This window comes from Cupriavidus yeoncheonensis (assembly GCF_905397275.1).
GTDB lineage: Bacteria > Pseudomonadota > Gammaproteobacteria > Burkholderiales > Burkholderiaceae > Cupriavidus > Cupriavidus yeoncheonensis.
In genome coordinates, this window is sequence record NZ_CAJPUY010000010.1 from 180,044 (window position 1) to 206,050 (window position 26,007).

The following is a 26,007-nucleotide window of genomic DNA, read 5'->3' on the forward strand; positions in this document are numbered from 1 at the left end:
TCTGATCGAGTGCGACCGGCTGGCACAGGTGCCTGCATTCATGCAGGCACCACGCCAGCTAGTTGCAGAGCGTGCCAGGAACAGGCTTGCCGGAGGACGTCAGGCCCTGGCAGGCATCGCCGACCACGAGCGTCGAGTCGCCGGCGCTGGCCGGGGACAGCCTCAGCTTCCCTGCCACGGTGCAGCAGCCACGCGGCACCGGCACTGGCGCTGGCACTGGTACAGGAGCTGGCGCTGCTGCCGGTGCCGGCGTCGCCGGGGGAGTCGTCCTGGTAGTGGTTTGAGGGGGCTTGGGCGCGGTCGATTCCACCTGCTCATCCGTATCGGGGGAAACGCATTGGCCCTGCTGGCAAATCCGCTCCCCTTTGCATTGCATGTCGTACTGACAACCGGCAGCCTTGACCGTGGATGACCATGCAAGCGCCATCGAGGCTGCCAACAGCAAGGCAGAACATTTCATATCCCCCTCCGTGCGGGGCTGATGCAATGCGGCTGCGCCCGGCACGTTGCGATGTTGTGCGAGCATGCGTGCGCGTCCGACAACTTCAGAATAGATGGCGGACCACCGTCGCGAAAGGCGGCGCATATGAGGGCTTGCACTATGTCACCGGGGCGGGGCTGGATTTCCCCCCAAGGCTTGCGCTACAATCCCCGACTTCGTTGCACAGCCGGCGCGCAAGCGCGGCAGCGGGCGATGCGAGAAGGCGGGCAGTTCCAGCCGCCTTTTTTGCTTTCGCGCGCCGTGGCTGCAACGTGCATCGTGGCCACCGTCCGGCGGCCGCAAGGACCGCGAGGGTGGCGAAATTGGTAGACGCACCAGGTTTAGGTCCTGACGCCAGCAATGGTGTAGGGGTTCGAGTCCCCTCCCTCGCACCAGTCACATCTCTTGTTATTCCATTTCAAGTGGCGAAAGGCTGACTTCCCGTCTGCCGCAGCACGCGCCGCCTTTCCCGGCACCTCGGCTTAGAATGATCCTGCGCCAGCTCCGCTGGCGTCACGCGAAAGGACATTGCCATGTGCTATTCCTCCCAGATTCAGGCGGAGTTCCGCAAGTTCGAGCGCGAATACGGGGCGTCGATCAGCATGGAACGCTTCGTGGAGTTGTTCTGGCACCAGCGCCGCACCGGCGGCTGGCAGCGCATCCCGAAGGCGCTGCGCATGGCGTTTGCCGATGCAGGCACGGACGCTGCGCTGGTCGAGGAAGGCAACCAGGAGCAGGCCAACCGGTTCGAGGCAGAGATCTTCCAGCAACGAACGCGTCTTGCGGAGGCGGAGCGGGCGCTGGCCGTGCGGCCGACCAAGAAGGCCGAGACTGACCGTCGCATTTCGACGGACAAGATCGCCAGGGCCCAACAGAACCTTGCGGACCTGCGGCGTCCGGCGCTGACCGAGCAGGATTACCGCCTCTTTCCGGGCTACTACGCGCCCGTCATCATCGCGCAAGGCGGTCGCCGGGTGGTGGTGCCGATGCGCTATCAATGCCGGCTGCCGGGCTGGACGGAAGCCGACGAACGCAAGCGACCCGGCACCTACAATGCGCGCCGCGACAGCCTGGAGCGTGCCTGGCGCCCGTTGTTCGGGCATCGCCACGGTGTGGCGGTGATCACCGCGTTCTACGAGCATGTGCCGCGTCACAAGGCTGAACGACGCGCGCTACGGCCGGGCGAGGCAGAGGAGAGCGTCATCCTGGCATTCCATCCGCGCCCGCCGCAGGACATGCTGGTGGCCTGCCTGTGGTCGGTGAGTCCGGGCGAGGAGGATGGGCAGGACCTGTACTCGTTCGCCGCGATTACCGACGAGCCGCCGCCGGAGGTGGCCGCCGCCGGGCACGACCGCTGCATCATTCCAATCCGCCCCGGGCATCTCGATGCGTGGCTCAACCCGGATGCCTCTGACCTGGCTGCGATGCAGGCCATCCTTGACGATCGCGAACCGCTGTACTTCGACTGCAAGCTGGCCGCCTGAGCGCGGCGGCATCGGCGGATGCGCGGCAAGCCATGCGAACCGTTAGTATGCGGGTTCGTGAAGACCACATCGCCACCACATGAGCCTCAACTCCGCTTTTCGGCCGACGCCGCGCGTCTGGCGCCTGCTGTTCTGGCCATGCCTGGTTGCCGTGCTGGTGCTGGCGCTGATGCCGCCCACGCAGCCCCTGCCCACGACGGGCTGGGACAAGGCCAACCACGTGCTGGCCTTCCTGGTACTCGGCTGGCTCGGCCGGCGGGCTTATGGGCGCCAGCGTACGGCCGTGCTGCTGGCCCTGGTGGGATATGGCGTTCTGATCGAACTGCTCCAGGGCATGACGACGTATCGCGATGCCGATCCTGCGGACGTGCTGGCCGACTCCATCGGGCTGCTGGCCGCCCTGGCGCTGGATTGGTGTCTCGCCTGGGCTGGCCGGTTGCGTGCCGGCGCTTGGCGCGGTTAGCCGCGCGGTCAGTCCCGCGGTTACTCCTCTTCGGCTTCGAGCACGAAGCTGGCGCCATCATCCTGCGCCAGCAGTTCCCTGAGCACCGGCATGGCTTGCTGCAGCGATTCCTTGAGCCGCCATGGCGGGTTGACGATAAACATCCCGCTGCCGTGCAGGCCGAGACCTCCCGCAACGGGATGCTTGACGGTCAGGCTGACGTGGAGCCAGCTCTTGAGCGGCAGGTTCTTCAACTGCACCGGCAGTTGGATCGATTCGCGGCGCTGGACCTGCGGGTACCAGACGGCGTAGACGCCGGTGGCAAAGCGTTGCAGCCCGTCCTGGACGGTCTGCAACGTGCGCGCGTAGTCCTGCTTGTCTTCATAGGACGGGTCGATCAGCACCAGCGCGCGGCGCGGGGGCGGCGGCAGGATAGCCCTGATGCCGCCAAAGCCGTCGCCGTCATAGAGCATGACTTTGCGGCCGGCGCCGCGAAAGTTGTCGCGCAGCACCTGGATCTCCGTGCTGTGCAGTTCGAACAGGCGCAGGCGGTCCTGGTCGCGCAGCATCTGCCACGCCAGCCACGGCGAGCCCGGATAGTGGCGAAGGTGCCCGTCCGGATTGAGCGCGCGCACCTGGTCCAGGTACTCATCGAGCATGGGCGGCAGCGGGGTGCCACTGGCGGCGGCGCGCCAGAGCGGGGCGATGCCGGTCTCGAACTCAGATTTCTTCTGCGCGTAGGCATGATCCAGCGCATACAGGCCGGCGCCCGCGTGCGTGTCGATATACCAGAATGCCTTGTCCTTCTGCGTCAGGTGCTCGAGCAACTGCACCACGACGGCGTGCTTGAGGACATCGGCATGGTTGCCGGCATGGAAGGCGTGACGATAGGACAGCATGGTGGATCAGCACAGGGCAGCAGCCGGGGCGGCCGTGCCGGGTTCAGGACGGGGCGCTATGCTACCATCCGCCGCGAGTCGCCCCCTGACTCTTGTTCCTGTTTCTGTTCAGTCTATGCCGCGCGCACTCGAGCCCGCCGAGCCCATCCTGTCTGCCGAGGGCACCCCGTATTCCCCGCGTTACGACGACGTCTACCACAGCACTGAAGGCGGCCTGGAGCAGGCGCATCATGTCTTCCTTGCCGGCAACGCGCTGCCACAGGCCTGGGCCGGGCGCGAGCAGTTCGTCATCATCGAAACCGGGTTCGGCCAAGGGCTGAACTTCCTGGCAACGTGGCAGGCCTGGCGCAAGGATCCGCAGCGCTGCGCCCGCCTGCATTTCGTCTCGATCGAGAAGCATCCGTTCACGCGCCAGGGGCTGGCGCAACTGCACGCACGGCTGGAAGACCTGCTGCCGCTCGCAGGCCAGCTTCAGGCTGCGTGGCCCGATGCGCTGCCGGGTCTGCACCGGCTTGCCTTCGAGGATGGCGGCGTCATCCTGACGCTGGCGCTTGGCGATATCGAGACCATGCTGCCCAAGCTGGTAGCCGGCGCCGATGCGTTCTATCTGGACGGTTTTTCCCCCGCGCGCAATGCCGATATGTGGTCGCCCAAGGTGTTCCGCGGGCTGGCGCGCCTGGCACGGCCGGGTGCCACGCTTGCGACCCATACGGCGGCGGGCTTCGTGCGCCGTGGCCTCAAGGAGGCCGGATTCGACGCGCGCAGGGCGCCGGGCTTCGGTGGCAAGCGCCACATGACGGTCGCCACGTTCCGCCCGGCGTGGAAGGTCAGGCGGCATGCGCCAAGCCCTGCCGCGGACTGGCAGGCCCGGCATGCCATCGTGATCGGCGCCGGGCTGGCCGGGTGCGCCATGACGGAGCGGCTGGCTTCGCGTGGCTGGCGGGTGACACTGCTGGACGGCCACGACGGCCCGGCCAGGCAGACATCCTCCCATCGCGCGGCGGCCATGCATGCGCATATTTCGGCCGACGACAGCCTGTTGTCCCGCCTGTCGCGCGCGGGCAACCAGTACGCGCTGCGCGGCTGGGCGGCGCTGGCCGCTGCCGGCCATCCCGTCGGCTGGCATGGGTGCGGGGTACTCCAGATCGGCGAAAACGAAGCGGAGGCCGAAGCGCAGCGTGCGGCGCTCGAGGCGCTGGGTTTGCCGGAGTCCTTCGTGCGCTGGATGACGCCCACGGAAGCGGCGACGCATCATGGCGCCGGAGTGCCGCGCGGCGGGCTCTGGTTCGCCCAGGGCGGTTGGGTCGCGCCGCCGGATATCTGCAACGCGCAGTTGCGCCGCGCGGGAGATGCCGTCCATGCGAGATTCGGCGTGCGCGTGGATCGCATCCGCCGACACGACGGCGCGTGGGAAGCCATCGGCCAGGATGGCGCGATCCTGGCGTCGGCCCCCGTCATGGTCCTGGCCAATGCCCACGAAGCGCCGCGGCTTGCCCCGATGCGGCACCAGGTGGTGCGTCGTGTCCGGGGGCAGCTCACCACGCTCTCGCCGGAGCAGGTCGGTGCCCTCGGGCAATGGCCTGACTGCGTGGTGACCGGAGCAGGGTACCTGCTGCCGGTGGCTGAAGATGGCAGCGCCAGAGTGGGTTCCAGCTATGAGGCGGATGAAGGACCTCTGGTCGCGCGGACGGCAGTGCACGCCGAGAATCTTGAGCGCCTGGCCGGGCTGCTGCCCGGCGCCTCAGCGGGGATCACCAGCCTGGACGTCCACGCGATGAGCGGATATGTCGGGGTGCGTACCGTCTCGCACAACCGGCTGCCATTGATTGGCCAGATGCCGGATGAGGCGGCGGCCGCAGCCGCAGCGGCGGCATTGCGCGGAGCGCACTTGCGCGACATTCCGCGCCTGCCAGGGCTGTACGCGGCACTTGCATATGCGTCGCGCGGCCTCACATGGGCCGCATTGGGCGCGGAACTCCTGGTCAGCCAGATCGAGGGCGAACCCCTTCCGCTCGAAGCCGACCTGGCCGATGCCGTGGATCCGGCGCGCTTGCTCCTTCGCGCGCTGCGCCATGGGCAAGTCATCCGTGCGGAAGAGCATTCTGGCGGTACGTCAGGGTAAAAACTGCCAGAACCGGATGGAAACCGTGCGATAATGCTCGTTTTCCGTTTGCGCGGAGCTTGCAACTCGCGGGCACGCGCCAGTGCCGGACTGGCCGGCGCAAAAGCGATTGCGCTACGAACACAACTACATTTCTGGATTGGATCACGACCATGTCGAACGTCATTGAAAACCTCGGCAAGCTGGACCGCAAGGTGACCCTGGCCATTCCCAAGGCCGAAGTCGAAAAGGAAAAGCAGGAGCGCCTGGTTCGCCTGTCGAAGACGGTGAAGATGTCGGGCTTCCGTCCGGGCAAGGTGCCGATGAAGATGGTCGAGAAGCAATACGGCCAGCAAGTCGAATTCGAAGTTCGCTTCGACAAGGCTGCCCGCAAGTTCTTCGACATCACGAAGGAACAGGACGTCAAGGTTGCCGGCCAGCCGAAGTTCGAGATCAAGACCGAAGGCGTGGAAGCGGACGAAGTCGCGTTCGACGCGACCTTCGAGGTGTACCCCGAAGTCAAGCTGGGTGACCTGACGGGTGCGGAAGTGACTCGCACCAAGACCGAAATCACCGACGCCGAAATCGACAAGACCATCGACATCCTGCGCAAGCAGCGCGTGCACTACCACGTGCGCGGCGAAGCCGGTGAGCACGGCGACGGCGGCGGCGACGTGACCGCCCAGAACGGCGACCGCGTGACGCTGGACTTCGTCGGCAAGATCGACGACGTGGAATTCCCTGGCGGCAAGGCCGAAGACTTCCCGTTCGTGCTGGGTGAAGGCCGCATGCTGCCCGAGTTCGAGGCCGCCACGCTGGGCCTGAGGGTCGGCGAAAGCAAGAGCTTCCCGCTGTCGTTCCCGGCCGACTATCACGGCAAGGACGTGGCCGGCAAGACTGCCGAGTTCACCGTCACGCTGAAGAAGATCGAGTGGGCCCATCTGCCGGAAGTGAACGATGCGTTCGCCAAGTCGCTCGGCATCGCCGACGGCAGCGTCGAGAAGATGCGCGCCGACATCCGCGAGAACCTCGAGCGCGAAGTGAAGCGCCGCACGCACGCCATGCTGAAGGACCAGGTCATGGATGCGCTGCTGAAGGTGAGCGAACTGGACGTGCCCAAGGCCCTGATCGAACAGGACCAGGAGCGCCTAGTGGAAATGGCCCGCCGCGACCTCGAGCAGCGTGGCATGCCAAACGCCAAGGACATGCCGATTCCGGCCGAGATGTTCGTGCAGCAGGCCGAGCGCCGCGTCAAGCTGGGCCTGATCCTGGCCGAGATCGTCAAGGCCCACGGCCTGGAAGCCAAGGCTGACCAGATCAAGGCCGAGATCGAAGACTTCGCCAAGAGCTACGAAGACCCGAAGGAAGTCATGCGCTGGTACTACGGCGACCAGCAGCGCCTGGCCGAGATGGAAGCCTACGTGCTCGAAAACAACGTGGTAAATTTCGTGTGCGACAAGGCCAAGGTCACCGACAAGTCGGTGTCCTTCGAGGAACTGACCGCCGAAGGCAACGCACCGCAAGCCTGAGGTCCGGCATGATTCGCAGCCCCCGCGCCGTGGCGCGGGAATGTGAAGACCGGCGTTCCTTGCCATCCAACGATACCCTGGAGAACTTGCATGACCCGCAATGATTTGCTTGACCGTCTGGCCACCACGCAGGCTTCAGCGCTGGAAACCCAGGGTCTGGGGCTGGTGCCGATGGTGGTCGAGCAGTCCGGCCGGGGCGAGCGCGCCTACGACATCTACTCGCGCCTGCTGAAGGAGCGCGTGGTGTTCCTGGTTGGCGAGGTCAATGACCAGACCGCCAACCTGGTGGTGGCGCAGTTGCTGTTCCTGGAAAGCGAAAACCCGGACAAGGATATTTCGCTGTACATCAACTCGCCGGGCGGTTCGGTTTCGGCAGGCCTGGCGATCTACGACACCATGCAGTTCGTCAAGCCCGATGTGCAGACGCTGTGCATGGGCATGGCAGCGAGCATGGGTGCGTTCCTGCTGGCGGCCGGTGCCAAGGGCAAGCGCTCCGCGCTGCCGAACTCGCGGATCATGATCCACCAGCCGCTGGGCGGCGCGCGTGGCCAGGCTTCCGATATCGAGATCCAGGCACGCGAGATCCTGTACCTGCGCGAGCGCCTGAACAGCATCCTGTCCGAAGTGACCGGCCAACCGGTCGAGAAGATTGCGCGCGACACCGATCGCGACAACTTCATGAGCGGCGACCAGGCAGTGGACTACGGCCTGATCGACAAGGTCATTGCCCGCCGAGGCTGATGCTGCGCGCCGCTGCGGCAAGGTTGTTCGCGGCGGCACGCTGGCTGGCCGAAACGGCACAGGCTACACCGGAACGAGGCCTTGTGCCTCGTTTTTTGCGTTTGCCCCACATGCCGGGGTAACCCTGCCGGCTGGGCAAATTGATTTGGCGTATGATGCGTCAGAAGCGTACTCCTGCGGCACCCCCCGTGTCGCGGTGCGCGCACTGCTAAGTGACTGATTCCTATGGCGGAAAAAAAAGGTTCATCCAGCGAAAAGCTTCTCTATTGCTCCTTCTGCGGCAAGAGCCAGCATGAGGTGAAGAAGCTGATTGCCGGCCCGTCGGTGTTCATCTGCGACGAATGCATCGACCTGTGCAACGAAATCATCCGGGACGAGGCCACCGCGTCCGAGAAGGATGCGACCGCGGCCGCGCGCTCCGACCTGCCCACGCCGCATGAGATCCGTGAAAGCCTGGATCAGTATGTGATCGGGCAGGAACAGGCCAAGAAGATCCTGGCCGTGGCGGTGTACAACCACTACAAGCGCCTGAAGCATCTTGGCAAGAAAGACGATGTCGAACTTTCCAAGAGCAACATCCTGCTCATCGGTCCGACCGGCTCCGGCAAGACGCTGCTCGCGCAGACGCTGGCCCGACTGCTGAACGTGCCGTTCGTGATCGCGGACGCGACCACGCTGACCGAGGCCGGCTATGTCGGCGAGGATGTCGAGAACATCATCCAGAAGCTGCTGCAGAACTGCAATTACGAAGTCGAGAAGGCGCAGCGCGGCATCGTCTACATCGACGAGATCGACAAGATCTCGCGCAAGTCGGACAACCCGTCGATCACGCGCGACGTTTCGGGCGAGGGCGTCCAGCAGGCGCTGCTCAAGCTGATCGAGGGCACCATGGCCTCGGTGCCGCCCCAGGGTGGCCGCAAGCACCCGAACCAGGACTTCCTGCAGGTCGACACCACCAACATCCTGTTCATCTGCGGTGGAGCGTTCGATGGCCTGGAGAAGGTCATCATGCAGCGCTCGGACAAGACGGGCATCGGTTTTGCCGCCCAGGTCCAGAGCAAGGAAGAGCGCGATGTCAGCGAAGTGCTGCCGCAGACAGAGCCGGAAGACCTGATCAAGTTCGGCCTGATTCCCGAACTGATCGGCCGCTTGCCCGTGGTCGCCACGCTGGCCAAGCTGGACGAGACCGCACTGCTGCAGATCCTGGTCGAGCCCAAGAATGCGCTGGTCAAGCAATACCAGAAGCTGCTGGCGATGGAAGGCGTCGAGCTGGAAATCCGGCCCGGGGCGCTGTCGGCCATTGCGCGCAAGGCGATCCGCCGCAAGACGGGTGCACGCGGACTGCGATCGATCCTCGAGCAGTCACTGATGGATGTCATGTACGACCTGCCCAACTACAAGGGCGTGCAGAAAGTGGTCATCGACGAAAGCACCATCAACGGCGATGCACCTCCGCTGCTGATGTACGAGGAGCAGCAGCCGAAGGTGTCGGGCTCCAACTGACGCGAGCGCTGTCCGGGGGTGAAGTGGTCAGGAGCCCACGGCAGCCAGCCAGCAAGGCCGTTCGCGTAGAAGCGAGCGGCTTTTTTTGTTTATTTCAACCGACGAAGAGGAGGAAACGCGGGTATGCTGTTCCAGATGGGCCTGCAAGTGCAGGATGCGGCATCAGCCTGTCAATCCGAATCGGTTTCGTCACGGTATCTTGTAATCGATTTGGGCGGCCCAATTTACGCCTTAAATGACTGACTTGGGGAAAATGATGTCCGGAACACAACTCCTCCCGGCCGAGCCGATTCGCCTCCCATTGTTGCCGCTGCGCGACGTGGTGGTGTTTCCGCACATGGTGATCCCGTTGTTCGTGGGACGCCCGAAGTCCATCAAGGCGCTTGAGACTGCGATGGAGTCGGGCAAGAGCATCATGCTCGTGGCGCAGAAGACCGCCGCCAAGGACGAACCGACCGCCGACGACCTGTACGAGGTCGGCTGCATCGCCAATATCCTGCAAATGCTGAAGCTGCCGGACGGCACCGTGAAGGTGCTGGTCGAAGGCACGCAGCGCGCAAACATCCGCGAGGTCAGCGAAGACGAGTCGCACTTCATGTGCGAAGCCGTCCCCGTGCCGCCCGCGGCGGTCGAAAGCGCCGAGACCGAGGCCCTGCGCCGCGCGATCGTGTCGCAGTTCGACCAGTACGTGAAGCTCAACAAGAAGATCCCGCCGGAGATCCTGACCTCGCTGTCGGGCATCGACGAGGCAGGGCGCCTGGCCGACACGATCGCCGCGCACCTGCCGATCAAGCTCGAGCAGAAGCAGAAGATCCTGGAGATGGTCAATGTGACCGAGCGCCTGGAAAGCCTGCTGTCGCAGCTCGAGGGCGAGATCGACATCCTGCAGGTGGAAAAGCGCATCCGCGGCCGCGTCAAGCGCCAGATGGAGAAGAGCCAGCGCGAGTACTACCTGAACGAGCAGGTCAAGGCTATCCAGAAGGAACTGGGCGAGGGCGAGGAAGGCGCCGACCTGGAAGAGCTCGACAAGCGCATCAAGGCTGCGCGCATGCCGAAGGAAGCCAAGAAGAAGGCCGACGCCGAATTCAAGAAGCTCAAGCTGATGTCGCCGATGTCGGCGGAAGCCACCGTCGTGCGCAACTACATCGACACGCTGGTGAACCTGCCGTGGCGCAAGAAGAGCAAGGTCAACAACGACCTGGCCAACGCCGAACGCGTGCTCGATGAAGACCACTACGGTCTCGAGAAGGTCAAGGAACGCATCCTTGAGTACCTTGCCGTGCAACAGCGCGTGGACAAGGTCAAGGCGCCGATCCTGTGCCTGGTCGGGCCTCCCGGCGTGGGCAAGACCTCGCTCGGCCAGTCGGTGGCGCGCGCCACGAACCGCAAGTTCGTGCGCATGGCGCTCGGTGGCGTGCGTGACGAGGCCGAGATCCGCGGCCACCGCCGTACCTACATTGGTTCGATGCCGGGCAAGATCCTGCAGAGCCTGTCGAAGGTCGGTGTGCGCAATCCGCTCTTCCTGCTTGACGAAATCGACAAGATGGGCATGGATTTCCGCGGCGATCCGTCGTCGGCGCTGCTCGAAGTGCTGGACCCGGAACAGAACCACACGTTCCAGGACCACTACATCGAGGTCGACTTCGATCTGTCCGACGTGATGTTCGTGGCGACGTCGAACTCGCTGAACATTCCGCCGCCGCTGCTCGACCGTATGGAAGTGATCCGCCTGTCGGGTTACACGGAGGAAGAAAAGCTCAACATCGCCACGCGTTACCTGCTGCCCAAGCAGATCAAGAACAATGGTCTGAAGGTTGGCGAGATCGAGGTGACCGATGCCGCGATTCGCGACATCATCCGTTACTACACGCGCGAAGCCGGCGTCCGTTCGCTCGAGCGCGAGGTGTCCAAGATCGCCCGCAAGGCGGTCAAGCTCCTGCTGCTGAAGAAGGAGTCGGGCACGATCAAGGTCGATTCGGACAACCTCGACAAGTTCCTGGGCGTGCGCAAGTACGACTTCGGCCTGGCCGGCAAGGAAAACCAGGTCGGTCAGGTGACCGGTCTGGCGTGGACCGAAGTGGGCGGCGATCTGCTGACCATCGAAGCCGCGATCATGCCGGGCAAGGGCAACATCACCCGCACCGGTTCGCTGGGCGATGTGATGAAGGAGTCGGTCGAGGCCGCGCGTTCCGTGGTGCGTTCGCGGGCACGTCGCCTGGGTATCGCGGATGAGATGTTCGAGAAGCGCGACATCCACATCCACGTGCCCGAAGGTGCCACGCCCAAGGACGGCCCGTCGGCCGGCGGCGCCATGACGACCGCGCTGGTGTCGGTGCTGACTGGCATTCCGGTGCGTGCGGATGTGGCAATGACCGGCGAGATCACGCTGCGTGGTGAAGTGCTGCCGATTGGTGGCCTCAAGGAAAAGCTGCTGGCTGCCCACCGTGGCGGTATCAAGCTGGTGCTGATCCCGGAGGAAAACGTCAAGGATCTCGCCGAGATTCCCGACAACGTGAAGAACGCCATCGAGATCGTGCCGGTCCGCTGGATCGACAAGGTGCTGGAGCTGGCACTCGAGCGCAAGCCCGAGCCGCTGCCCGAGGAAGACGCCAAGCCCGCCGAGGTGTCGGACAAGGCCACGGCCAAGGTCGAGATGATCCACCACTGATCCGCTTACTGCACAGCAGGACAAAGCGCCGCGGAGTCACATCCGCGGCGTTTTTCTTTGCTGCGCGCAGGCCGCATCCGTGTCTTAGGCCTTCGAAAAGATTATTGCGGTCAGTGCTTGGCAAATCGAAAACTCTCGTATTACAATCGCGGCCTCGCAACGCAAACAGCGGCATCCAGGCAGTAACTGTCGAGTCGTGCGAAGCGAGATACCTGCGGGCGGCCCAGCCTGCGATGGTCTAGTGGGTGCTTAGCTCAGTTGGTAGAGCGGCGCCCTTACAAGGCGTAGGTCGGGGGTTCGAGCCCCTCAGCACCCACCACTTCACCATCGCGCATATCCGGCCGTTGCGGGAACCGACATAGGAGTGGTAGTTCAGTCGGTTAGAATACCGGCCTGTCACGCCGGGGGTCGCGGGTTCGAGTCCCGTCCACTCCGCCAGATCATGCAATGCAAAAATGCCCGCCTGCGCGGGCATTTTTGTTTTTTGCGTCAGTGGCGCCGGCCATGGCAAGGGGCGGGATCGAGCGCTGGCATCTGTGTCCGCTGCCCCGGCGGCAAATGGCGGTGTGGCGCCCGGCTCCTGCTAGAATCGCGGGGTTTGACGTTCGTGCCAACCCTCTTACCTGAGTCCGCATGCTTGATTTCGTACGCAACAACCGGCGCCTGATGCTTTTGCTGCTGCTGGTGCTTGTCTTTCCTTCGTTCGTGTTTTTCGGCGTGGAGAGCTATTCGCGCTTCATGGACAGCTCGCACGATGTCGCGAAGGTCGACGGCCGCGCGATCACGGTGCAGGAACTGGACAACGTGGTGCGTGAACAGAGCGAACGCATGCGCCAGATGCTGGGGGCCAGCTACGATCCGCGCCAGTTCGAAGGCCCGGCGCTGCGCAAGAACGTGATGGACCAGCTGATCCTGCAACGCGTGGTGGCCAACGAGGTGGCGCGCGAGCACCTGACGGTTTCGAATGCGCGTTTGTTCGAGGCCATCAACAGCATCCCGGCCATTGCGCAATTGCCGCGCAAGCAGGACGGCTCGATCGACGACAAGGCCTATCTGCAACTGCTGGCGGCGCAGGGCATGACGCCCGAGCAGTTCGATGCGCGCATGCGCTTTGACCTGGCCACGCAGCAGCTGGGCACCTCGATCGCCGGCACGGCGTTCGTACCCAAGTCGTTGCTGGATCGCCTGATCGCCGTGCGCGACCAGCAGCGCGACGTGCAGTCGCTGCTGTTCAAGCCGGCCGACTACACGGCCAAGGTGCAGCCGGATGCGGCAGCGCTCAAGGCATATTACGAGAGCCACCAGTCGGCGTTCTCGGTGCCCGAGCAGGCCAAGGTGGAATACGTCGTGCTGTCGGGCGATGCGCTGGCGGCGACGCAGGCTGTCACGCCGGAGGAACTGAAGTCCTACTACGACAGCAACATCGCGCGCTTCCGCACGGATGAGCAGCGCCGTGCGAGCCATATCCTGATCGCGGCGCCCAAGGATGCGCCGGCGGCGCAGCGGCAGGCAGCGAAGGACAAGGCCGCCAAGCTTCTGGAGGACCTGCGCAAGCACCCCGACACGTTCGCCGATGTGGCGCGCAAGCAGTCGCAGGATCCGGGTTCGGCGGAAAAGGGCGGTGACCTTGGCTTCATGGGCCATGGCGCATTGGTCAAGCCGTTCGAGGATGCCATGTACGCGCTCAAGGAAGGCCAGATCAGCGACGTGGTGGAAACCGACTATGGCTATCACATCATCAAGCTGACCGGCCTCAAGCCGGCGGAAACCAGGCCGCTCGAGGCCGTGCGGCCCGAGCTCGAGGTCGAGTTGCGCAAGCAGCTTGCCGCCAAGAAGTACGCGGAAGATGCCGATGCGTTCGGCAATATGGTGTACGAGCAGTCTGACAGCCTGAAGCCGGCTGCCGACAAGTTCAAGCTGACGATCCAGACCGCGGATGGCGTGACCCGCCAGCCGAACCCGGCGCTGGGCCAGAACAGCCCGCTCAACAACGACAAGGTGCTCAAGGCGCTGTTCAGCGATGATGCCATCAAGAGCAAGCGCAACACCGAGGCTGTCCAGATCGGCCCGACCACGCTGATCGCGGCCCGCATCGTGGATTACCGTCCGGCGACCGTGCGCAAGTTCGAGGAAGTCGAGGGCAAGGTACGCGAAGGCTACGTTGCCCAGCAGGCGGCGGAACTGGCCCGCAAGGATGGCGAGGCACGCCTGGAAGCGCTGAAGAAGAGCGACAACGCGCAGGGCTTCGGCGGTGTGACCATGGTGTCGCGCGCCAAGGCCGAAGGCATGGAGCCGAAGGCGGTCGAGGCCATCATGCGCGCGGATGCCACGAAGCTGCCCGCCGTGGTCGGCGTGGACCTGGGCGCGAACGGCTACGCGGTGTACCGCATTACCAAGATCACCCAGCCGCAACAGGCCAACGAAGGCCAGCGCCAGGCCGAGGCGCAGCAGCTTGCGCAACTGGCTGGCCAGACGGAGATCGGAGCCTACTACGAGAGCCTGAAGGCTCGCTCGAAGGTCAAGATCCTCAAGCCAGTCACGCCGGCCGATACGGCGGCCGGCAGCGAAGCGGCGGCGCAGTAAGGCCCGCGCCAATGACAAAGACCCCTGCGAAACTCGCAGGGGTCTTTTTTTTTCTCGGCCAGAGTGTGCAGTGCGCTCAGCCTTTTCCGCCGGCCTTGAGCAGGGGCTTGAGCTGGGGCCACACGGTATCGAGCAGGGCGGGCTGCGCGTCTGCCGTCGGATGGATCCGGTCTGGCTGGAACCAGTCCTGGCGCGAGATGACCTTGTCGAGGAAGAAGGGCACGAGCGGCGCCTTGAATTCCCGGGCCAGCCGCGGATAGAGCGCGAAGAATTTCTCGGTGTAGTCCTGGCCGTAGTTCGGCGGGATGCGCATGCCGACCAGCAGCACGCTGGCGCCGGCTTTCTGCGCGCCGCCAACGATCGTGCGCAGGTTGGATTCAGTCACCTGCAGAGAAAGGCCGCGCAAGGCGTCATTGGCGCCCAGTTCCACGATCACCACGGCGGGACGATGCCGCGCCAGCAGGTCAGGCAGGCGCGTCTTGCCGCCAATCGTGGTCTCACCGCTGATGCTCGCGTTGACGACGCTATAATCGAGGCGCTCTTTCTGCAAGCGCTGCTGCAGCAGGCTGACCCAGCCGGTGCCGCGCGCGATGCCGTATTCAGCCGAGAGGCTGTCGCCAAGCACCAGTACGGCAGGCGCTGCCTTGGCGGCGGCGTCTGCCGCGGACACCATGAAGGCCATGCAGGCGGCCAGTGCCGCCTTGTGCCAACTGCTTCGGATCCAACTCTTCATGTCCTCTTCCATCCTCGACGTCGAGTCATTGGGCAAGACCGTTGCCGATGCGACCGGTTCGCTGACGATTCTGCACGACGTCACGTTTTCCGTCACGAGCGGCGAAACGCTCGCCATCGTGGGGGCATCGGGCTCGGGCAAGTCCACGCTGCTCGGCTTGCTGGCCGGACTGGATCTGCCTACCAGCGGCGCGGTACGGCTCATGGGCCAGGACCTGTTCGCCCTGAACGAGGATCAGCGTGCAGCGCTGCGGGGCAGGCATGTGGGGTTCGTGTTCCAGTCGTTCCAGCTCGTGGGGCACCTGACCGCGCTGGAAAATGTCATGTTGCCGCTCGAGCTGCGCGGTGAAGCGGAGCGGATCAGGGAGCGGGCCATCGATATGCTTCAGCGCGTCGGTCTGGGCGCGCGGCTGAACCACTATCCGCGCACACTCTCCGGCGGTGAACAGCAGCGTGTGGCGCTTGCCCGCGCGTTCGTCACGCGTCCCGACATCCTGTTTGCCGACGAACCCACGGGCAGCCTCGATACCTCCACTGGCGAGGCCGTGATTGCGCTGATGTTCGAGCTCAACCACGACGCTGGCTCGACCCTGGTGCTGGTTACCCATGACCGGTCGGTGGCGGCGCGCTGCAACCGCATACTGACGATCGATGCTGGCCGCGTGGCCAGCGACGAGTGGATGGCGACCGAGGTCTAGCCCCCACGCGCCAGCACGCCACGGGCCCTGGCAATGAGGGCTGCCGTGGACGCGTCGTGCGGGCTGGCTTCGGCACCGTCCAGTTCCGCTTCGATCGGGCGAGCCAGGATCTTGCCGAGTTCCACGCCCCATTGGTCGAAGGAATTGATGTTCCAGACCACACCCTGCACGAAGGTCCTGTGCTCGTAGAGCGCGATCAGGGCGCCCAGTACATGCGGCGTCAGGTCTTCCATCAAGAGCGTATTGCTGGGGCGGTTGCCCTCGAACACCATATGGGCGATGCGCAGTTCGTCGGTCATGCCGGCCGCACGCAGCTCCTCCGCGGAGCGGCCGCGCATCAGCGCCTCGGCCTGCGCGAAGCAGTTTGCCAGCAGCTTGGCATGGTGGCCGGGCAGTTCGCGCGGAGGCACCAGCGGCGCAACGAAATCCACCGGCACGATCTGCGATCCCTGGTGGATCATCTGGAAGTACGCATGCTGGCCATTGGTGCCCGCGGTACCCCACACCACCGGCGAGGTATGCGTGCGCACGCGCCGCCCGTTGAGCTGCACGGACTTGCCGTTGCTTTCCATCTCCAGTTGCTGCAGGAACGCCGGGAACAGCTCCAGCGACGTGGAGTAGGGCGCCATGCAACTGGTCGGCAGGTTGAAGAAGTTGCGGTACCAGATGCCGAGCATGCCCAGCACGACAGGCATGTTGCGTTCAAGCGGCGCGGTGCGGAAGTGCTCGTCCATGGCGCGGCCACCCGCCAGCAGGTCGGCAAAGGCATTGAAGCCGACCGCCAGGGCGATCGACAGGCCCACCGAGGACCACAGCGAGAAGCGGCCGCCGATCCAGTCCCAGAACTCGAACATATTGGCCGGGTCGATGCCGAACGCGCGTACGGCCTCCAGGTTCGTCGAAACTGCGACGAAGTGCCGGGCCAACTGGTCCTCGGCCACGCCATTGGCCAGGAACCATTGCCGCGCGCTGTGCGCATTGGCCATGGTTTCCAGCGTGGTAAAGGTCTTCGAGCAGACGATCATCAGCGTGCGCCGCGGATCCAGGCGCTCAAGCGCTTCGGCCAGCTCGGTACCGTCGACGTTCGATACGAAATGCATGCGCGGCCCCGCGTGGCCGTCGTCGTGCGCCAGGTGCGACAGCGCGCGGCACACCATCTTCGGACCGAGGTCGGAGCCACCGATGCCGATATTCACGACATCGGTGATGCGCTCGCCGGTCATGCCGGTCCACGCGCCGCTGCGTACCGCTTCGGAGAATGCGCGCATGCGAACCAGCACAGCCTGAATTGCAGGAACCACCGGGACGCCGTCAACCTTGAAGCCGGCACCGGCAGTAGCGCGAAGCGCAACATGCAAAGCGGCACGATCCTCGGTGGCGTTGATATGCTCACCGGCGAACATGGCATCGCGGCGAGCCGGGACACCGGCTTCATCGGCAAGCTGCAGCAGCAACTGCATGGTCTGCGGCGTGATCCGGTTCTTGGAGTAGTCCAGGTACAGGCCGGCGGCTTCCAGCGAAAACTGCCTGACGCGATCCTCGCCGCCTTCTGCAAACCAGTCCCGCATCTGGTGATCGCGAATGGCGTCGTGATGCTGCAGCAGGGCGTTCCAGGCGTGAAGATTGGTGGGCATGCGAGGTACAGATTCGTTGCGGGAGCTTTGCTGCCCGGAAATCTCCAGGCTTTGCAAGTATAAAGCGTGTCTTGCGTCGATCACGCTTTGTCGGGGGCGTTATCGTTACGAGATGAAACCGTAGCGCATCTCGTTGCCACCGGCCTGTCGGCCTTTGTCCGATTGTGGCGATGATAACGGTGCCATTGTGTCCGTTGAAGCACCGGTGCAACCGTGTTGCGCTATCCCGCTTCGGCACGCAATAGCGCATTCAGGATCGAACGGGCAGGGAGACAGAGTTCGCTGGCGGTGAGTCCGGCCGGCCCGGCCCCATTGGCGACCAGCAAGTCGGCCGCGCGGCCATGGATCCATACGGCCGCCTGTGCTGCCTGCAGCGGCGGCATGTCCTGGGCAAGCAGGGCGCCTGCCATGCCGGCCAGAACGTCGCCGGTCCCGGCGCTCGCGAGCGCCGCGTTGCCGGTCGGGTTGATCGCGCAGGCCGGCGTGCCGGGCGCGGCGATCACGGTTCCCGAGCCCTTGAGTACGACGACGGCCTGCCACTGTGCGGCCAGCGCATCGGCGGAGGCCAGGCGGTCGCCCTGCACCGCGGCCACGGTGCTGCCGAGCAGACGTGCCGCTTCTAGCGGATGCGGCGTCATGATGCGGGGCAGTCCCGAGGCCGACAGCGTGGCCGCGAGGCCGGCATCGGCGGCCAGCAGATTGAGTGCGTCCGCATCGAGGGCCAGCGCTGGCGGCGATGCGCAACGGCCGGCATCCTCCAGCCATTGCGCGAGAGCCTTGCGTGCGCCGGGATCGGTCCCCATTCCTGGCCCGATGACCAGGGCCGACATCGCGCCGGGGGCAAGGTCCGACAGCGGATGCAGCATCAGCTCGGGGTGAAGCGGATCGATGGCAGGCGCGGAGGGCGCAAGGAAGCCGATGTGGACTTTGCCGGCGCCAAGGCACTGCGCCGCACGCGCGCCAAGCAAGGGGGCGCCGGTCATGCCGGTGTTGCCGCCGATGATCGCAAGCGAGCCGAATGTGCCCTTGTTGGCGGCGTGGCGACGTGCCGGCAGCGCGTGCCGGAACAGCGAAGGTCCGTTCACCCACGCACGGGGCGTATGCGCCGGGGGATAGTCCAGCCCGAGCGGTGCGATGTCGACGTTGCCGGCGCAATCTCGCCCGTCGAGCGTGAGCAGGCCCGGCTTGGCGCCGAGGAACGTGAGCGTGCGGCACGCGCGTACAGCGGGGGCACCGGCACCGGTATCCGCAAACAGGCCACTTGGAATATCGAGCGCGAATATCGGAGCCGGCGCTTGCGCAAGGCGCTCGATCCACGCGGCGATCGTGCCGCCCGCGGGGCGGTTCAGGCCGATGCCGAGCAGGCCATCGACAATGGCCGTCATCCCCTCGGGCCACGCGGCCATTGCCGGCACGGTCTGCATGGGCACGCCCGCGGCGCTGGCGTCCTGCCATGCGCGCGTGGCGTCGGCTGGCATGCGTGCGGGATCTGCGGCGAGCCAGACCAGCACTGCGCGTCCCGTCTGGTGCAGGCGCGTCGCGGCGACCAATGCGTCGCCGCCGTTGTTGCCGGGACCGGCCAGGAACAGCAGCAATCCTTGCGGCACGTGCTGCGCCAGCCAGCCCGCGGCGGCGCCGCCGGCGCGAGACATCAGTTCAAACGACGGCAGGCGCGCGAACGCGTCTGTCTCGATGCGGCGGATGGTGTCGACATCGTAAAGCGGGATGGCCTGTTCCGAATCAACGGTCAGCGCGGTCCAGCCTTCGGCCGGGATGGAGGAGCAAGGTTGCATTGGTTTCATGCAGGTTCATGCGGGTTCAGCCGGGGCCGAGGCGATCTGGTCAGCGGCAATCTTGCCGCAACCTCGTGCCATTGCCCAGTCCTCCCTGTCCGAGTTCCTTCTGCATGACGACGCCGGGCAGCCACGTCACCAGGCCCCGGCCGGATCGTGACGATGCACCGATCGCCACGACCATCGACATGAAGAAGGGCAACGATACCCGGGCAATATCGTTGCTGTCCTTGCCCGTCATGCTCTGCGACACCGCAGGCGCAAGATCAGCGGCGCGGCGGCAGGCTTATTCGTCGCGCAGGCCGGGTTGCACGATGCTTTCCAACGCAAGGGCCGTGCCGAGCAGATGCGCGTCGCGCATCGGCCCATGGGACAACATCAGGCCCACCGGCAGTTCGTCGGGGGCATGGCAGGGCAGCGAAATCGAGCAGCCATCAAGGAAGTTGAAGGCCGAGGTATTGCGCAGCAGCAGCGCGTTGGTGCGGAAGAACAGGTCGTCGTCGCTGCGCAGCGGCTCGATGGCGGGAGCCACCATCGGCACGGTCGGGCAGATCACGGCGTCGAAGCGGGCGAGGCGGGCTTCGACCCGCGCGATCCAGTCAATGCGCGCACGGGCCAGGTCGACATAGTCGGCCGCGCTCATGGCCGCGCCGCGGTCGATGCGCATCGCCACACGCGGGTCGTAAAGCTCGCGCCGGGTCGCGAGCATCTGGCGATGGATGGCGTAGGCCTCGGCCGAGCTGAAGCCGCCCATGGCGTTCAGGTCCGGGAGTTCGGCCAGCTCGGGCAAGTCCGTGTGCTCCAGCTGCACGCCTGCGGCGGACAGCCGTCCCAGCGCGCGGTCGAAGGCTCGCGCGACCACGGGATCGAGGTCGTCCAGCAGCACCTGGCGCGGGATGGCCAGGCGGATCGCCGCCGGAGCCGGGGCGCTCGGTATCAGCGCGCTGTCGGCAATCACGCTGTCGACCAGCAGGCAGTCGTTGACCGTGCGGGCCATGGCACACGCGGTGTCGAGCGTGTAGGACAGCGGAAAAGCTCCGCTGAGCGGTACGCGGCGCGTGGTCGGCTTGAAACCGGTCAGGCCGCACAGGGCCGCCGGGATACGGATCGATCCGCCGGTATCGCTGCCGAGCGCCGCTACTGCGAGCCCCAGTGCAACCGAGACCGCCGCGCCGGACGAAGATCCACCGGGGATGCGGGCGATGCCATCCTCGCTCGCCGGGTTCACCGGTGTGCCGAAATGGGGGTTGATGCCCACGCCCGAGAACGCGAACTCGGTCATGTTGGTGCGGCCGACAATGGCCGCGCCGGCCTGGCGCAGGCGGGCGACCACGGCGGCATCGGCGCTGGCTGGCGCCGCGTCGTGGCGTACCGCCGACGCCGCGCGCGTCACCTCGCCGGCCACATCGAAGAGATCCTTCACCGAGACCGGCAGGCCGGCGAGCGGGTGCAGGGGCTTGCCGGCGCGGCACGCGGCATCGGCCGCGCGGGCGGTCTGGGCAGCGCTGTCGAAGGTGCTGTGCAAAAACACGGCCTGCGCGCGTTCGCCGGCCGCCGCCGCGGCAGCCGTCGCGACCAGGTCGGCGCGGCTCGTGGCGCCTTCGCGCAGGCGGGTGTTCAGTGTGTTGAGGTCTGGAAGCATCGGTGGCGTGGAGGCGGGCAGGGCGCGAGGGCTCGGAAGTGGCCGGCGCGCTGGCTCCAGGCGCGCAGCCGTTCGAGCCCTGCCTGTTCTTGTCAGGCACTCATGCTCATAATTTGCCGATAAACTGTCAAGCCAAAAATTGGCGGGGGCGTCACCGTGGGCATGGCCCGGCGGCTCCCGTCCAAGGTTGCAAGGAGCATTCCCCATGGCACGCAAGCCCGCCGCGTCCGGTCCGGCCGCCGAAGCGGACCTCATTCCCGCGCCGGACAACGCCTCCGTCAAGCCGGCCACCTCGCTGTCGCGCGCGTCGGGCACCAACATCGTGTCCTCGTCGCACCTGGTGTCGGCGCGCAGCCCGGAGCTGTCCGAGTTCGAGTTCGGGCTGAACACCGCGTACAACGCCTACAGCCGCTGGGTGGTGCGCTGCATGGGTGCGGCCGGCGTGCGCGACCTGACCTTCCTGGACGTGCTGGTGCTGCACCATGTCAACCACCGCGGCCGCGCCAAGCGGCTCGCCGACATCTGCTTCGTGCTGAACGTGGAGGACACCCACCTGGTGACCTACGCGCTGAAGAAGCTGCAGGGCCTGGGCCTGGTGACGGGCGAGCGTGTCGGCAAAGAGGCCACTTATTCGACCACCCCGGCAGGTGGCGAGGCCTGCGCGCGCTACCGCGAAATCCGCGAACAATGCCTGACCAGCAACTTCACCGAGGGCAGCGAGGAAAACGCGGAGATCGGCGAGCTCGCGCGATTGATGCGCGTGCTGACGGGGCTCTACGAACAGGCTGCGCGCTCGGCCACGTCACTTTGAGTGTGGGAAGCGGGTCGCGTTGGTAAAAGTGATGCATAGGCATTATCACGGTGAGACGTAACACGGGGCGGCGGTGATGGCGCAGTGCAAAATCCGGGTGCCGGCAAGGTACAATAGCGGTTTCCCGCCGGCCGGCATCCCATGCAGCGGTGCCGGCAAGCAGCAGCCCCTACCTCCTCCTTCGCCTCCCGACCGCTACGATCATGGCGCATTTTTCATGCTTCCCCGGCGCTTTGGCGCTTTCCGCCTTCCGCCAGCAACGCCTGCTCACCGCCCTGCGGCAGATCGACTCCGATATCGAATCGGTGCACGGCCAGTTCCTGCATTTCGTTGACTCGGACACGCCGCTGTCCACCGAAGACCAGAGCCGCATTGCCGCATTGCTGACCTACGGCGCCCCGTTTGCCGAGCAGCCGGAGGGTGACCGCTTTGTCGTGATCCCGCGTTTCGGCACGATTTCGCCGTGGGCCAGCAAGGCCACCGACATCGCCCACAACTGCGGGCTGACGCATGTGCATCGCATCGAGCGCGGCATCGAGATCACCGTGATCTGCAAGAAGGGCCTGCTGCGCGGGCGCAAGGCGCTGGATGCCGACACGCGTGCGGCCGTGGCCGCGCACCTGTTCGACCGCATGACCGAAACGGTGATCGCCACGCGTGAGGACGCCGCCGGACTGTTCCAGGAACTGCCGGCCAAGCCGCTGCGCTTTATCGACATTTCCGCCGGCCGCGGCGCGCTGGCCGAGGCCAACGTGGCCATGGGCCTGGCCCTGTCGGAAGACGAGATCGACTATCTGATCGACGCTTACGCCCGGCTGGAGCGCAATCCGACCGACGTCGAGCTGATGATGTTCGCGCAGGCCAACAGCGAGCACTGCCGCCACAAGATCTTCAACGCCACCTGGACCATCGACGGCGTGCAGCAGGACAAATCGCTGTTTGCGATGATCCGCAACACGCACCAGCTCAATCCGCAGGGCTCGATCGTCGCCTATTCGGACAACTCCGCCGTGATGGAAGGCGGCATGGCCGAGCGCTGGTTCCCGCGCGGCGAAGACCATCAGTATGGCCGCCACGAGGCGCTGACCCATACGCTGATGAAGGTCGAGACGCACAACCACCCGACCGCGATCTCGCCGTTCCCGGGGGCCTCCACGGGCGCCGGCGGTGAAATCCGCGACGAGGGCGCGACCGGCCGCGGCGCCAAGCCCAAGGCGGGCCTGACCGGCTTTACCGTCTCGAACCTGATGCTGCCCGAGGCCGTGGAGTCCTGGGAGAACGACCGCGACGCGGCCCAGCCGACGGCGCACCGCAATCCCGACGACAAGGCCGGCGTGACCGGCAAGCCGGACCGCATCGCCTCGCCGCTGCAGATCATGATCGAAGGCCCGCTCGGCGGCGCCGCGTTCAACAACGAATTCGGCCGGGCCAACCTGGGCGGCTATTTCCGCGTCTACGAGCAGAACGTGGGCGGCACCGTGCGCGGCTACCACAAGCCCATCATGATCGCGGGCGGCATCGGCAATATCGACGCCAACCACACGCACAAGAACGACCTGCCGGCCGGCACGCTGCTGATCCAGCTCGGCGGTCCGGGCATGCGCATCGGCATGGGCGGCGGCGCCGCCAGCTCGATGGCGACCGGCACCAACACCGCCGACCTGGATTTCGATTCGGTCCAGCGCGGCAACCCCGAAATGGAGCGCCGTGCGCAGGAAGTGATCAACGCCTGCTGGCAGCTCGGCGACGAGAACCCGATCCTGTCGATCCACGACGTTGGCGCGGGCGGCATTTCCAATGCGTTCCCCGAAGTGGTGGACGGCGCCGGCCGCGGTGCGCGCTTTGACCTGCGCAAAGTGCACCTGGAAGAGTCCGGCCTGTCGCCGGCCGAGATCTGGTGCAACGAATCGCAGGAGCGCTATGTGCTGGCCATTGCGCCGGACAATTTCGCCAGGTTCCAGGCCATGTGCGAGCGCGAGCGTTCGCCGTTCGCCGTGGTGGGCGTAGCCACCGAGGAAAAGCAGCTGCAGCTGGTCGATTCGCATGTCGACGCCGCGCTCAAGGAGCACTACACGGTCGACATGCCGATGGACGTACTGCTGGGCAAGCCGCCGCGCATGCACCGCGACGTGAAGCGCGTCGAGCAGTCGCTGCCGGCGGTGGACGTCACCGGCATCTCGCTGGAACAGGCCGTGCGCGACGTGCTGCGTCACCCGACGGTGGCCAACAAGTCGTTCCTGATCAGTATCGGCGACCGTACCGTGGGCGGCATGAACGCGCGCGACCAGATGGTCGGGCCGTGGCAGGTGCCGGTGGCCGACGTGGCCGTGACCACGCTCGACTACAAGGGCAATGCCGGCGAGGCGATGACCATGGGCGAGCGCACCCCGCTGGCCGTGATCAATGCCCCCGCTTCCGGCCGCATGGCGATCGGCGAAGCGCTGACCAACCTGGCCGCCGCGCCGGTCAAGGACCTGGGCAAGGTCAAGCTGTCCGCCAACTGGATGGCCGCCTGCGGCGTCGAAGGCGAAGACGCCAGGCTGTATGACACCGTGCATGCCGTCGGCATGGAGCTGTGCCCGGCACTCGGCATCAGCATCCCGGTGGGCAAGGATTCCCTGTCGATGCGCACCAAGTGGCAGGACGATGGCGTGGCCAAGGAAGTGGTGGCGCCCGTGTCGCTGATCATCTCGGCGTTCGCCGCGGTGGACGACGTGAACCGCACGCTGACGCCGCAACTGCGTACCGACGCGGGCGACACGGTGCTGATCGGCATCGACCTGAGCCGTGGCAAGAACCGCATGGGCGGCAGCATCCTGGCCCAGGTCACGCAGCAGGTGGGCGACAGTGCGCCGGACGTCGACAGCGCCGAAGACCTGAAGAACTTCTTCAATGTGATCCAGCGCCTGAACGCCGAGGGCAGGCTGCTCGCGTACCACGACCGCTCGGATGGCGGCTTTGTCGCCACGCTGGCGGAAATGGCGTTTGCCGGCCACTGCGGCATCTCGCTGAACGTCGACATGCTGGCGCTGGATCCGCAGCAGGAACAGGACTATGGCGATGCCAAGAACTGGGCCCAGCAGATCGCCGAGCGCCGCAATGACCAGACCCTGCGCGCGCTGTTCTCGGAAGAACTCGGTGCTGTAGTGCAGGTGCGCCTGCAAGACCGCGACACGGTATTCGCCGTGCTGCGCGAAGCCGGCCTGTCGGCGTGCAGCCACGTGGTCGGCAAGCCCAACGCGACCGACCAGATCGAGATCTATCGCGACGCCAAAAAGGTGTTCGGCGCTTCGCGTACCGACCTGCAGCGCAACTGGAGCGAGGTCAGCTGGCGCATCGCGCGCCTGCGCGACAACCCGGCCTGCGCCGACAGCGAATACGATCGCCTGCTGGACGCCGCCGACCCCGGCATCAGCCCGGTGCTGACCTTCGATCCGGCCGAGGACATCGCGGCGCCGTTCGTGGCGACCGGTGCCCGTCCGCGCGTGGCCATCCTGCGCGAGCAGGGCGTCAACTCGCAGATCGAGATGGCTTACAGCATGGACCGCGCGGGCTTCGATACGCACGACGTCCACATGAGCGACCTGATCGCGGGCCGCGCGAACCTGGCTGACTTCAAGGGCTTTGTCGCGTGCGGCGGCTTCAGCTACGGCGACGTGCTGGGCGCGGGCGAAGGCTGGGCCAAGACCATCCTGTTCAATGCCCAGATGGCCGAGCAGTTCGCGGCGTTCTTCAACCGCCAGGACACCTTCGCGCTGGGCGTGTGCAACGGCTGCCAGATGATGAGCAACCTGGCCCCGATCATCCCGGGCGCCGGTGCCTGGCCGAAGTTCACGCGCAATCAGTCGGAGCAGTACGAGGCGCGCTACGTCACGGTGGAAGTGCAGCAGTCGCCGTCGATTTTCTTCACCGGCATGGAAGGCAGCCGCATTCCCATCGTCGTCGCGCACGGCGAAGGGTTTGCCGATTTCTCGCAACAGGGCGAGATCGGGCAGGCCAATGTGGCGCTGCGCTTTGTCGACAACCTCGGCGCGGTGACGCAGACCTATCCGTTGAACCCGAACGGCTCGCCGGATGGGATCACCTCGGTGACGACTACCGATGGGCGCTTTACCGTGCTGATGCCGCACCCGGAACGCGTGTTCCGTGCCGCGACCATGAGCTGGGCGCCGGACGCCTGGAAGCAGGTGGCGGATGGGGCCAGCCCGTGGATGCGGATGTTCCGCAACGCGCGCAAGTGGGTGGGGTAAGGCAGGGACTCCGCCG

18 protein-coding genes and 3 tRNA genes are annotated in these 26,007 nt (G+C 65.7%); 14 read left to right on the forward strand and 7 right to left on the reverse strand.

Features of this window, described 5'->3' with window-relative positions; translation table 11 throughout:
* Positions 1 to 58: 58 nt before the first annotated feature.
* Entirely contained in the window at positions 59 to 460 is a 402-nt protein-coding gene (locus KHO22_RS32860; protein WP_230426887.1) for a hypothetical protein, read from the reverse strand.
* A 329-nt stretch (positions 461 to 789) separates the two neighbouring features.
* Here KHO22_RS32860 and KHO22_RS15740 point away from each other — a divergent pair.
* From KHO22_RS15740 to KHO22_RS15750, 3 genes are all read left to right on the forward strand, one after another.
* Positions 790 to 876: transfer RNA gene (locus KHO22_RS15740), tRNA-Leu, on the forward strand.
* A gap of 138 nt (positions 877 to 1,014) precedes the next feature.
* Positions 1,015 to 1,965 (forward strand): SOS response-associated peptidase family protein, encoded by a 951-nt coding sequence (locus KHO22_RS15745; RefSeq protein ID WP_211948083.1) that lies wholly within the window; start codon positions 1,015 to 1,017, stop codon positions 1,963 to 1,965.
* 79 nt (positions 1,966 to 2,044) lie between these two features.
* Positions 2,045 to 2,428: a VanZ family protein gene (locus KHO22_RS15750; RefSeq protein WP_211948084.1), complete on the forward strand. Its 384-nt coding sequence runs from the start codon at positions 2,045 to 2,047 to the stop codon at positions 2,426 to 2,428.
* Positions 2,429 to 2,448: 20 nt separating this feature from the next.
* Here KHO22_RS15750 and KHO22_RS15755 read toward each other — a convergent pair whose 3' ends face one another.
* Positions 2,449 to 3,306, reverse strand: a complete 858-nt coding sequence (locus tag KHO22_RS15755; RefSeq protein WP_211948085.1) for a 23S rRNA (adenine(2030)-N(6))-methyltransferase RlmJ — start codon at positions 3,304 to 3,306, stop codon at positions 2,449 to 2,451.
* A 115-nt stretch (positions 3,307 to 3,421) separates the two neighbouring features.
* Between KHO22_RS15755 and mnmC the strand changes: the two genes are divergently transcribed.
* From mnmC to KHO22_RS15795, 8 genes are all read left to right on the forward strand, one after another.
* A complete protein-coding gene (gene mnmC / locus KHO22_RS15760; protein ID WP_211948086.1) occupies positions 3,422 to 5,428 on the forward strand; it encodes a bifunctional tRNA (5-methylaminomethyl-2-thiouridine)(34)-methyltransferase MnmC2/FAD-dependent 5-carboxymethylaminomethyl-2-thiouridine(34) oxidoreductase MnmC1 in 2,007 nt (668 codons plus the stop codon).
* A 152-nt stretch (positions 5,429 to 5,580) separates the two neighbouring features.
* Positions 5,581 to 6,936 carry a trigger factor gene (gene tig / locus KHO22_RS15765; protein ID WP_211948087.1) on the forward strand — a complete coding sequence of 452 codons (1,356 nt, stop codon included), beginning with the start codon at positions 5,581 to 5,583 and terminating at the stop codon, positions 6,934 to 6,936.
* 90 nt (positions 6,937 to 7,026) lie between these two features.
* Positions 7,027 to 7,677, forward strand: a complete 651-nt coding sequence (clpP, locus tag KHO22_RS15770; RefSeq protein WP_211948088.1) for an ATP-dependent Clp endopeptidase proteolytic subunit ClpP — start codon at positions 7,027 to 7,029, stop codon at positions 7,675 to 7,677.
* Positions 7,678 to 7,902: 225 nt separating this feature from the next.
* Positions 7,903 to 9,180 (forward strand): ATP-dependent Clp protease ATP-binding subunit ClpX, encoded by a 1,278-nt coding sequence (gene clpX, locus KHO22_RS15775; protein ID WP_211948089.1) that lies wholly within the window; start codon positions 7,903 to 7,905, stop codon positions 9,178 to 9,180.
* 256 nt (positions 9,181 to 9,436) lie between these two features.
* The gene (gene lon, locus KHO22_RS15780) at positions 9,437 to 11,848 is read left to right on the forward strand and encodes an endopeptidase La (protein ID WP_211948090.1); all 2,412 of its coding nucleotides are present in this window, start codon (positions 9,437 to 9,439) and stop codon (positions 11,846 to 11,848) included.
* Between the two features lie 243 nt (positions 11,849 to 12,091).
* Positions 12,092 to 12,167 (forward strand) — tRNA-Val (locus tag KHO22_RS15785).
* 42 nt (positions 12,168 to 12,209) lie between these two features.
* Positions 12,210 to 12,286: transfer RNA gene (locus KHO22_RS15790), tRNA-Asp, on the forward strand.
* Positions 12,287 to 12,481: 195 nt separating this feature from the next.
* On the forward strand, positions 12,482 to 14,431 hold the full coding sequence (locus tag KHO22_RS15795; RefSeq protein WP_211948091.1) for a SurA N-terminal domain-containing protein: 1,950 nt from the start codon (positions 12,482 to 12,484) through the stop codon (positions 14,429 to 14,431).
* A gap of 76 nt (positions 14,432 to 14,507) precedes the next feature.
* Here KHO22_RS15795 and KHO22_RS15800 read toward each other — a convergent pair whose 3' ends face one another.
* Positions 14,508 to 15,164, reverse strand: a complete 657-nt coding sequence (locus tag KHO22_RS15800; RefSeq protein ID WP_230426888.1) for an arylesterase — start codon at positions 15,162 to 15,164, stop codon at positions 14,508 to 14,510.
* On the opposite strand from KHO22_RS15800, the gene KHO22_RS15805 reads away from it, so the two are divergent.
* Complete coding sequence (locus KHO22_RS15805) at positions 15,163 to 15,861, forward strand: ABC transporter ATP-binding protein (protein ID WP_211948093.1); 699 nt, start codon at positions 15,163 to 15,165, stop codon at positions 15,859 to 15,861. The genes KHO22_RS15800 and KHO22_RS15805 overlap by 2 nt on opposite strands.
* On the opposite strand, the gene pgi is transcribed toward KHO22_RS15805, so the two are convergent.
* From pgi to KHO22_RS15825, 4 genes are all read right to left on the reverse strand, one after another.
* A complete protein-coding gene (pgi, locus tag KHO22_RS15810; RefSeq protein WP_211948094.1) occupies positions 15,858 to 17,495 on the reverse strand; it encodes a glucose-6-phosphate isomerase in 1,638 nt (545 codons plus the stop codon). The genes KHO22_RS15805 and pgi overlap by 4 nt on opposite strands.
* Positions 17,496 to 17,716: 221 nt before the next feature.
* A complete protein-coding gene (locus KHO22_RS15815; RefSeq protein WP_211948095.1) occupies positions 17,717 to 19,297 on the reverse strand; it encodes an NAD(P)H-hydrate dehydratase in 1,581 nt (526 codons plus the stop codon).
* Positions 19,298 to 19,337: 40 nt separating this feature from the next.
* Positions 19,338 to 19,529 (reverse strand): hypothetical protein, encoded by a 192-nt coding sequence (locus KHO22_RS15820; protein ID WP_230426889.1) that lies wholly within the window; start codon positions 19,527 to 19,529, stop codon positions 19,338 to 19,340.
* A gap of 45 nt (positions 19,530 to 19,574) precedes the next feature.
* The gene (locus tag KHO22_RS15825; protein WP_211948096.1) at positions 19,575 to 20,930 is read right to left on the reverse strand and encodes an amidase; all 1,356 of its coding nucleotides are present in this window, start codon (positions 20,928 to 20,930) and stop codon (positions 19,575 to 19,577) included.
* 205 nt (positions 20,931 to 21,135) lie between these two features.
* Here KHO22_RS15825 and KHO22_RS15830 point away from each other — a divergent pair, with 205 nt between their 5' ends.
* Together KHO22_RS15830 and purL are read left to right on the forward strand one after the other, a co-directional pair.
* Positions 21,136 to 21,741: a winged helix DNA-binding protein gene (locus KHO22_RS15830; protein ID WP_211948097.1), complete on the forward strand. Its 606-nt coding sequence runs from the start codon at positions 21,136 to 21,138 to the stop codon at positions 21,739 to 21,741.
* A gap of 203 nt (positions 21,742 to 21,944) precedes the next feature.
* Positions 21,945 to 25,991 (forward strand): phosphoribosylformylglycinamidine synthase, encoded by a 4,047-nt coding sequence (purL, locus tag KHO22_RS15835; protein WP_211948098.1) that lies wholly within the window; start codon positions 21,945 to 21,947, stop codon positions 25,989 to 25,991.
* Positions 25,992 to 26,007: the final 16 nt, after the last annotated feature.

What these genes read in the sequence shown, in the direction of transcription:
- KHO22_RS32860 (WP_230426887.1), bottom strand. Translation starts at nt 460, where the DNA reads ATGAAATGTTCTGCCTTGCTGTTGGCAGCCTCGATGGCGCTTGCATGG.
- KHO22_RS15745 (WP_211948083.1), top strand. Translation starts at nt 1,015, where the DNA reads ATGTGCTATTCCTCCCAGATTCAGGCGGAGTTCCGCAAGTTCGAGCGC.
- KHO22_RS15750 (WP_211948084.1), top strand. Translation starts at nt 2,045, where the DNA reads ATGAGCCTCAACTCCGCTTTTCGGCCGACGCCGCGCGTCTGGCGCCTG.
- KHO22_RS15755 (WP_211948085.1), bottom strand. Translation starts at nt 3,306, where the DNA reads ATGCTGTCCTATCGTCACGCCTTCCATGCCGGCAACCATGCCGATGTC.
- mnmC (WP_211948086.1), top strand. Translation starts at nt 3,422, where the DNA reads ATGCCGCGCGCACTCGAGCCCGCCGAGCCCATCCTGTCTGCCGAGGGC.
- tig (WP_211948087.1), top strand. Translation starts at nt 5,581, where the DNA reads ATGTCGAACGTCATTGAAAACCTCGGCAAGCTGGACCGCAAGGTGACC.
- clpP (WP_211948088.1), top strand. Translation starts at nt 7,027, where the DNA reads ATGACCCGCAATGATTTGCTTGACCGTCTGGCCACCACGCAGGCTTCA.
- clpX (WP_211948089.1), top strand. Translation starts at nt 7,903, where the DNA reads ATGGCGGAAAAAAAAGGTTCATCCAGCGAAAAGCTTCTCTATTGCTCC.
- lon (WP_211948090.1), top strand. Translation starts at nt 9,437, where the DNA reads ATGTCCGGAACACAACTCCTCCCGGCCGAGCCGATTCGCCTCCCATTG.
- KHO22_RS15795 (WP_211948091.1), top strand. Translation starts at nt 12,482, where the DNA reads ATGCTTGATTTCGTACGCAACAACCGGCGCCTGATGCTTTTGCTGCTG.
- KHO22_RS15805 (WP_211948093.1), top strand. Translation starts at nt 15,163, where the DNA reads ATGTCCTCTTCCATCCTCGACGTCGAGTCATTGGGCAAGACCGTTGCC.
- KHO22_RS15800 (WP_230426888.1), bottom strand. Translation starts at nt 15,164, where the DNA reads ATGAAGAGTTGGATCCGAAGCAGTTGGCACAAGGCGGCACTGGCCGCC.
- pgi (WP_211948094.1), bottom strand. Translation starts at nt 17,495, where the DNA reads ATGCCCACCAATCTTCACGCCTGGAACGCCCTGCTGCAGCATCACGAC.
- KHO22_RS15815 (WP_211948095.1), bottom strand. Translation starts at nt 19,297, where the DNA reads ATGAAACCAATGCAACCTTGCTCCTCCATCCCGGCCGAAGGCTGGACC.
- KHO22_RS15820 (WP_230426889.1), bottom strand. Translation starts at nt 19,529, where the DNA reads ATGACGGGCAAGGACAGCAACGATATTGCCCGGGTATCGTTGCCCTTC.
- KHO22_RS15825 (WP_211948096.1), bottom strand. Translation starts at nt 20,930, where the DNA reads ATGCTTCCAGACCTCAACACACTGAACACCCGCCTGCGCGAAGGCGCC.
- KHO22_RS15830 (WP_211948097.1), top strand. Translation starts at nt 21,136, where the DNA reads ATGGCACGCAAGCCCGCCGCGTCCGGTCCGGCCGCCGAAGCGGACCTC.
- purL (WP_211948098.1), top strand. Translation starts at nt 21,945, where the DNA reads ATGGCGCATTTTTCATGCTTCCCCGGCGCTTTGGCGCTTTCCGCCTTC.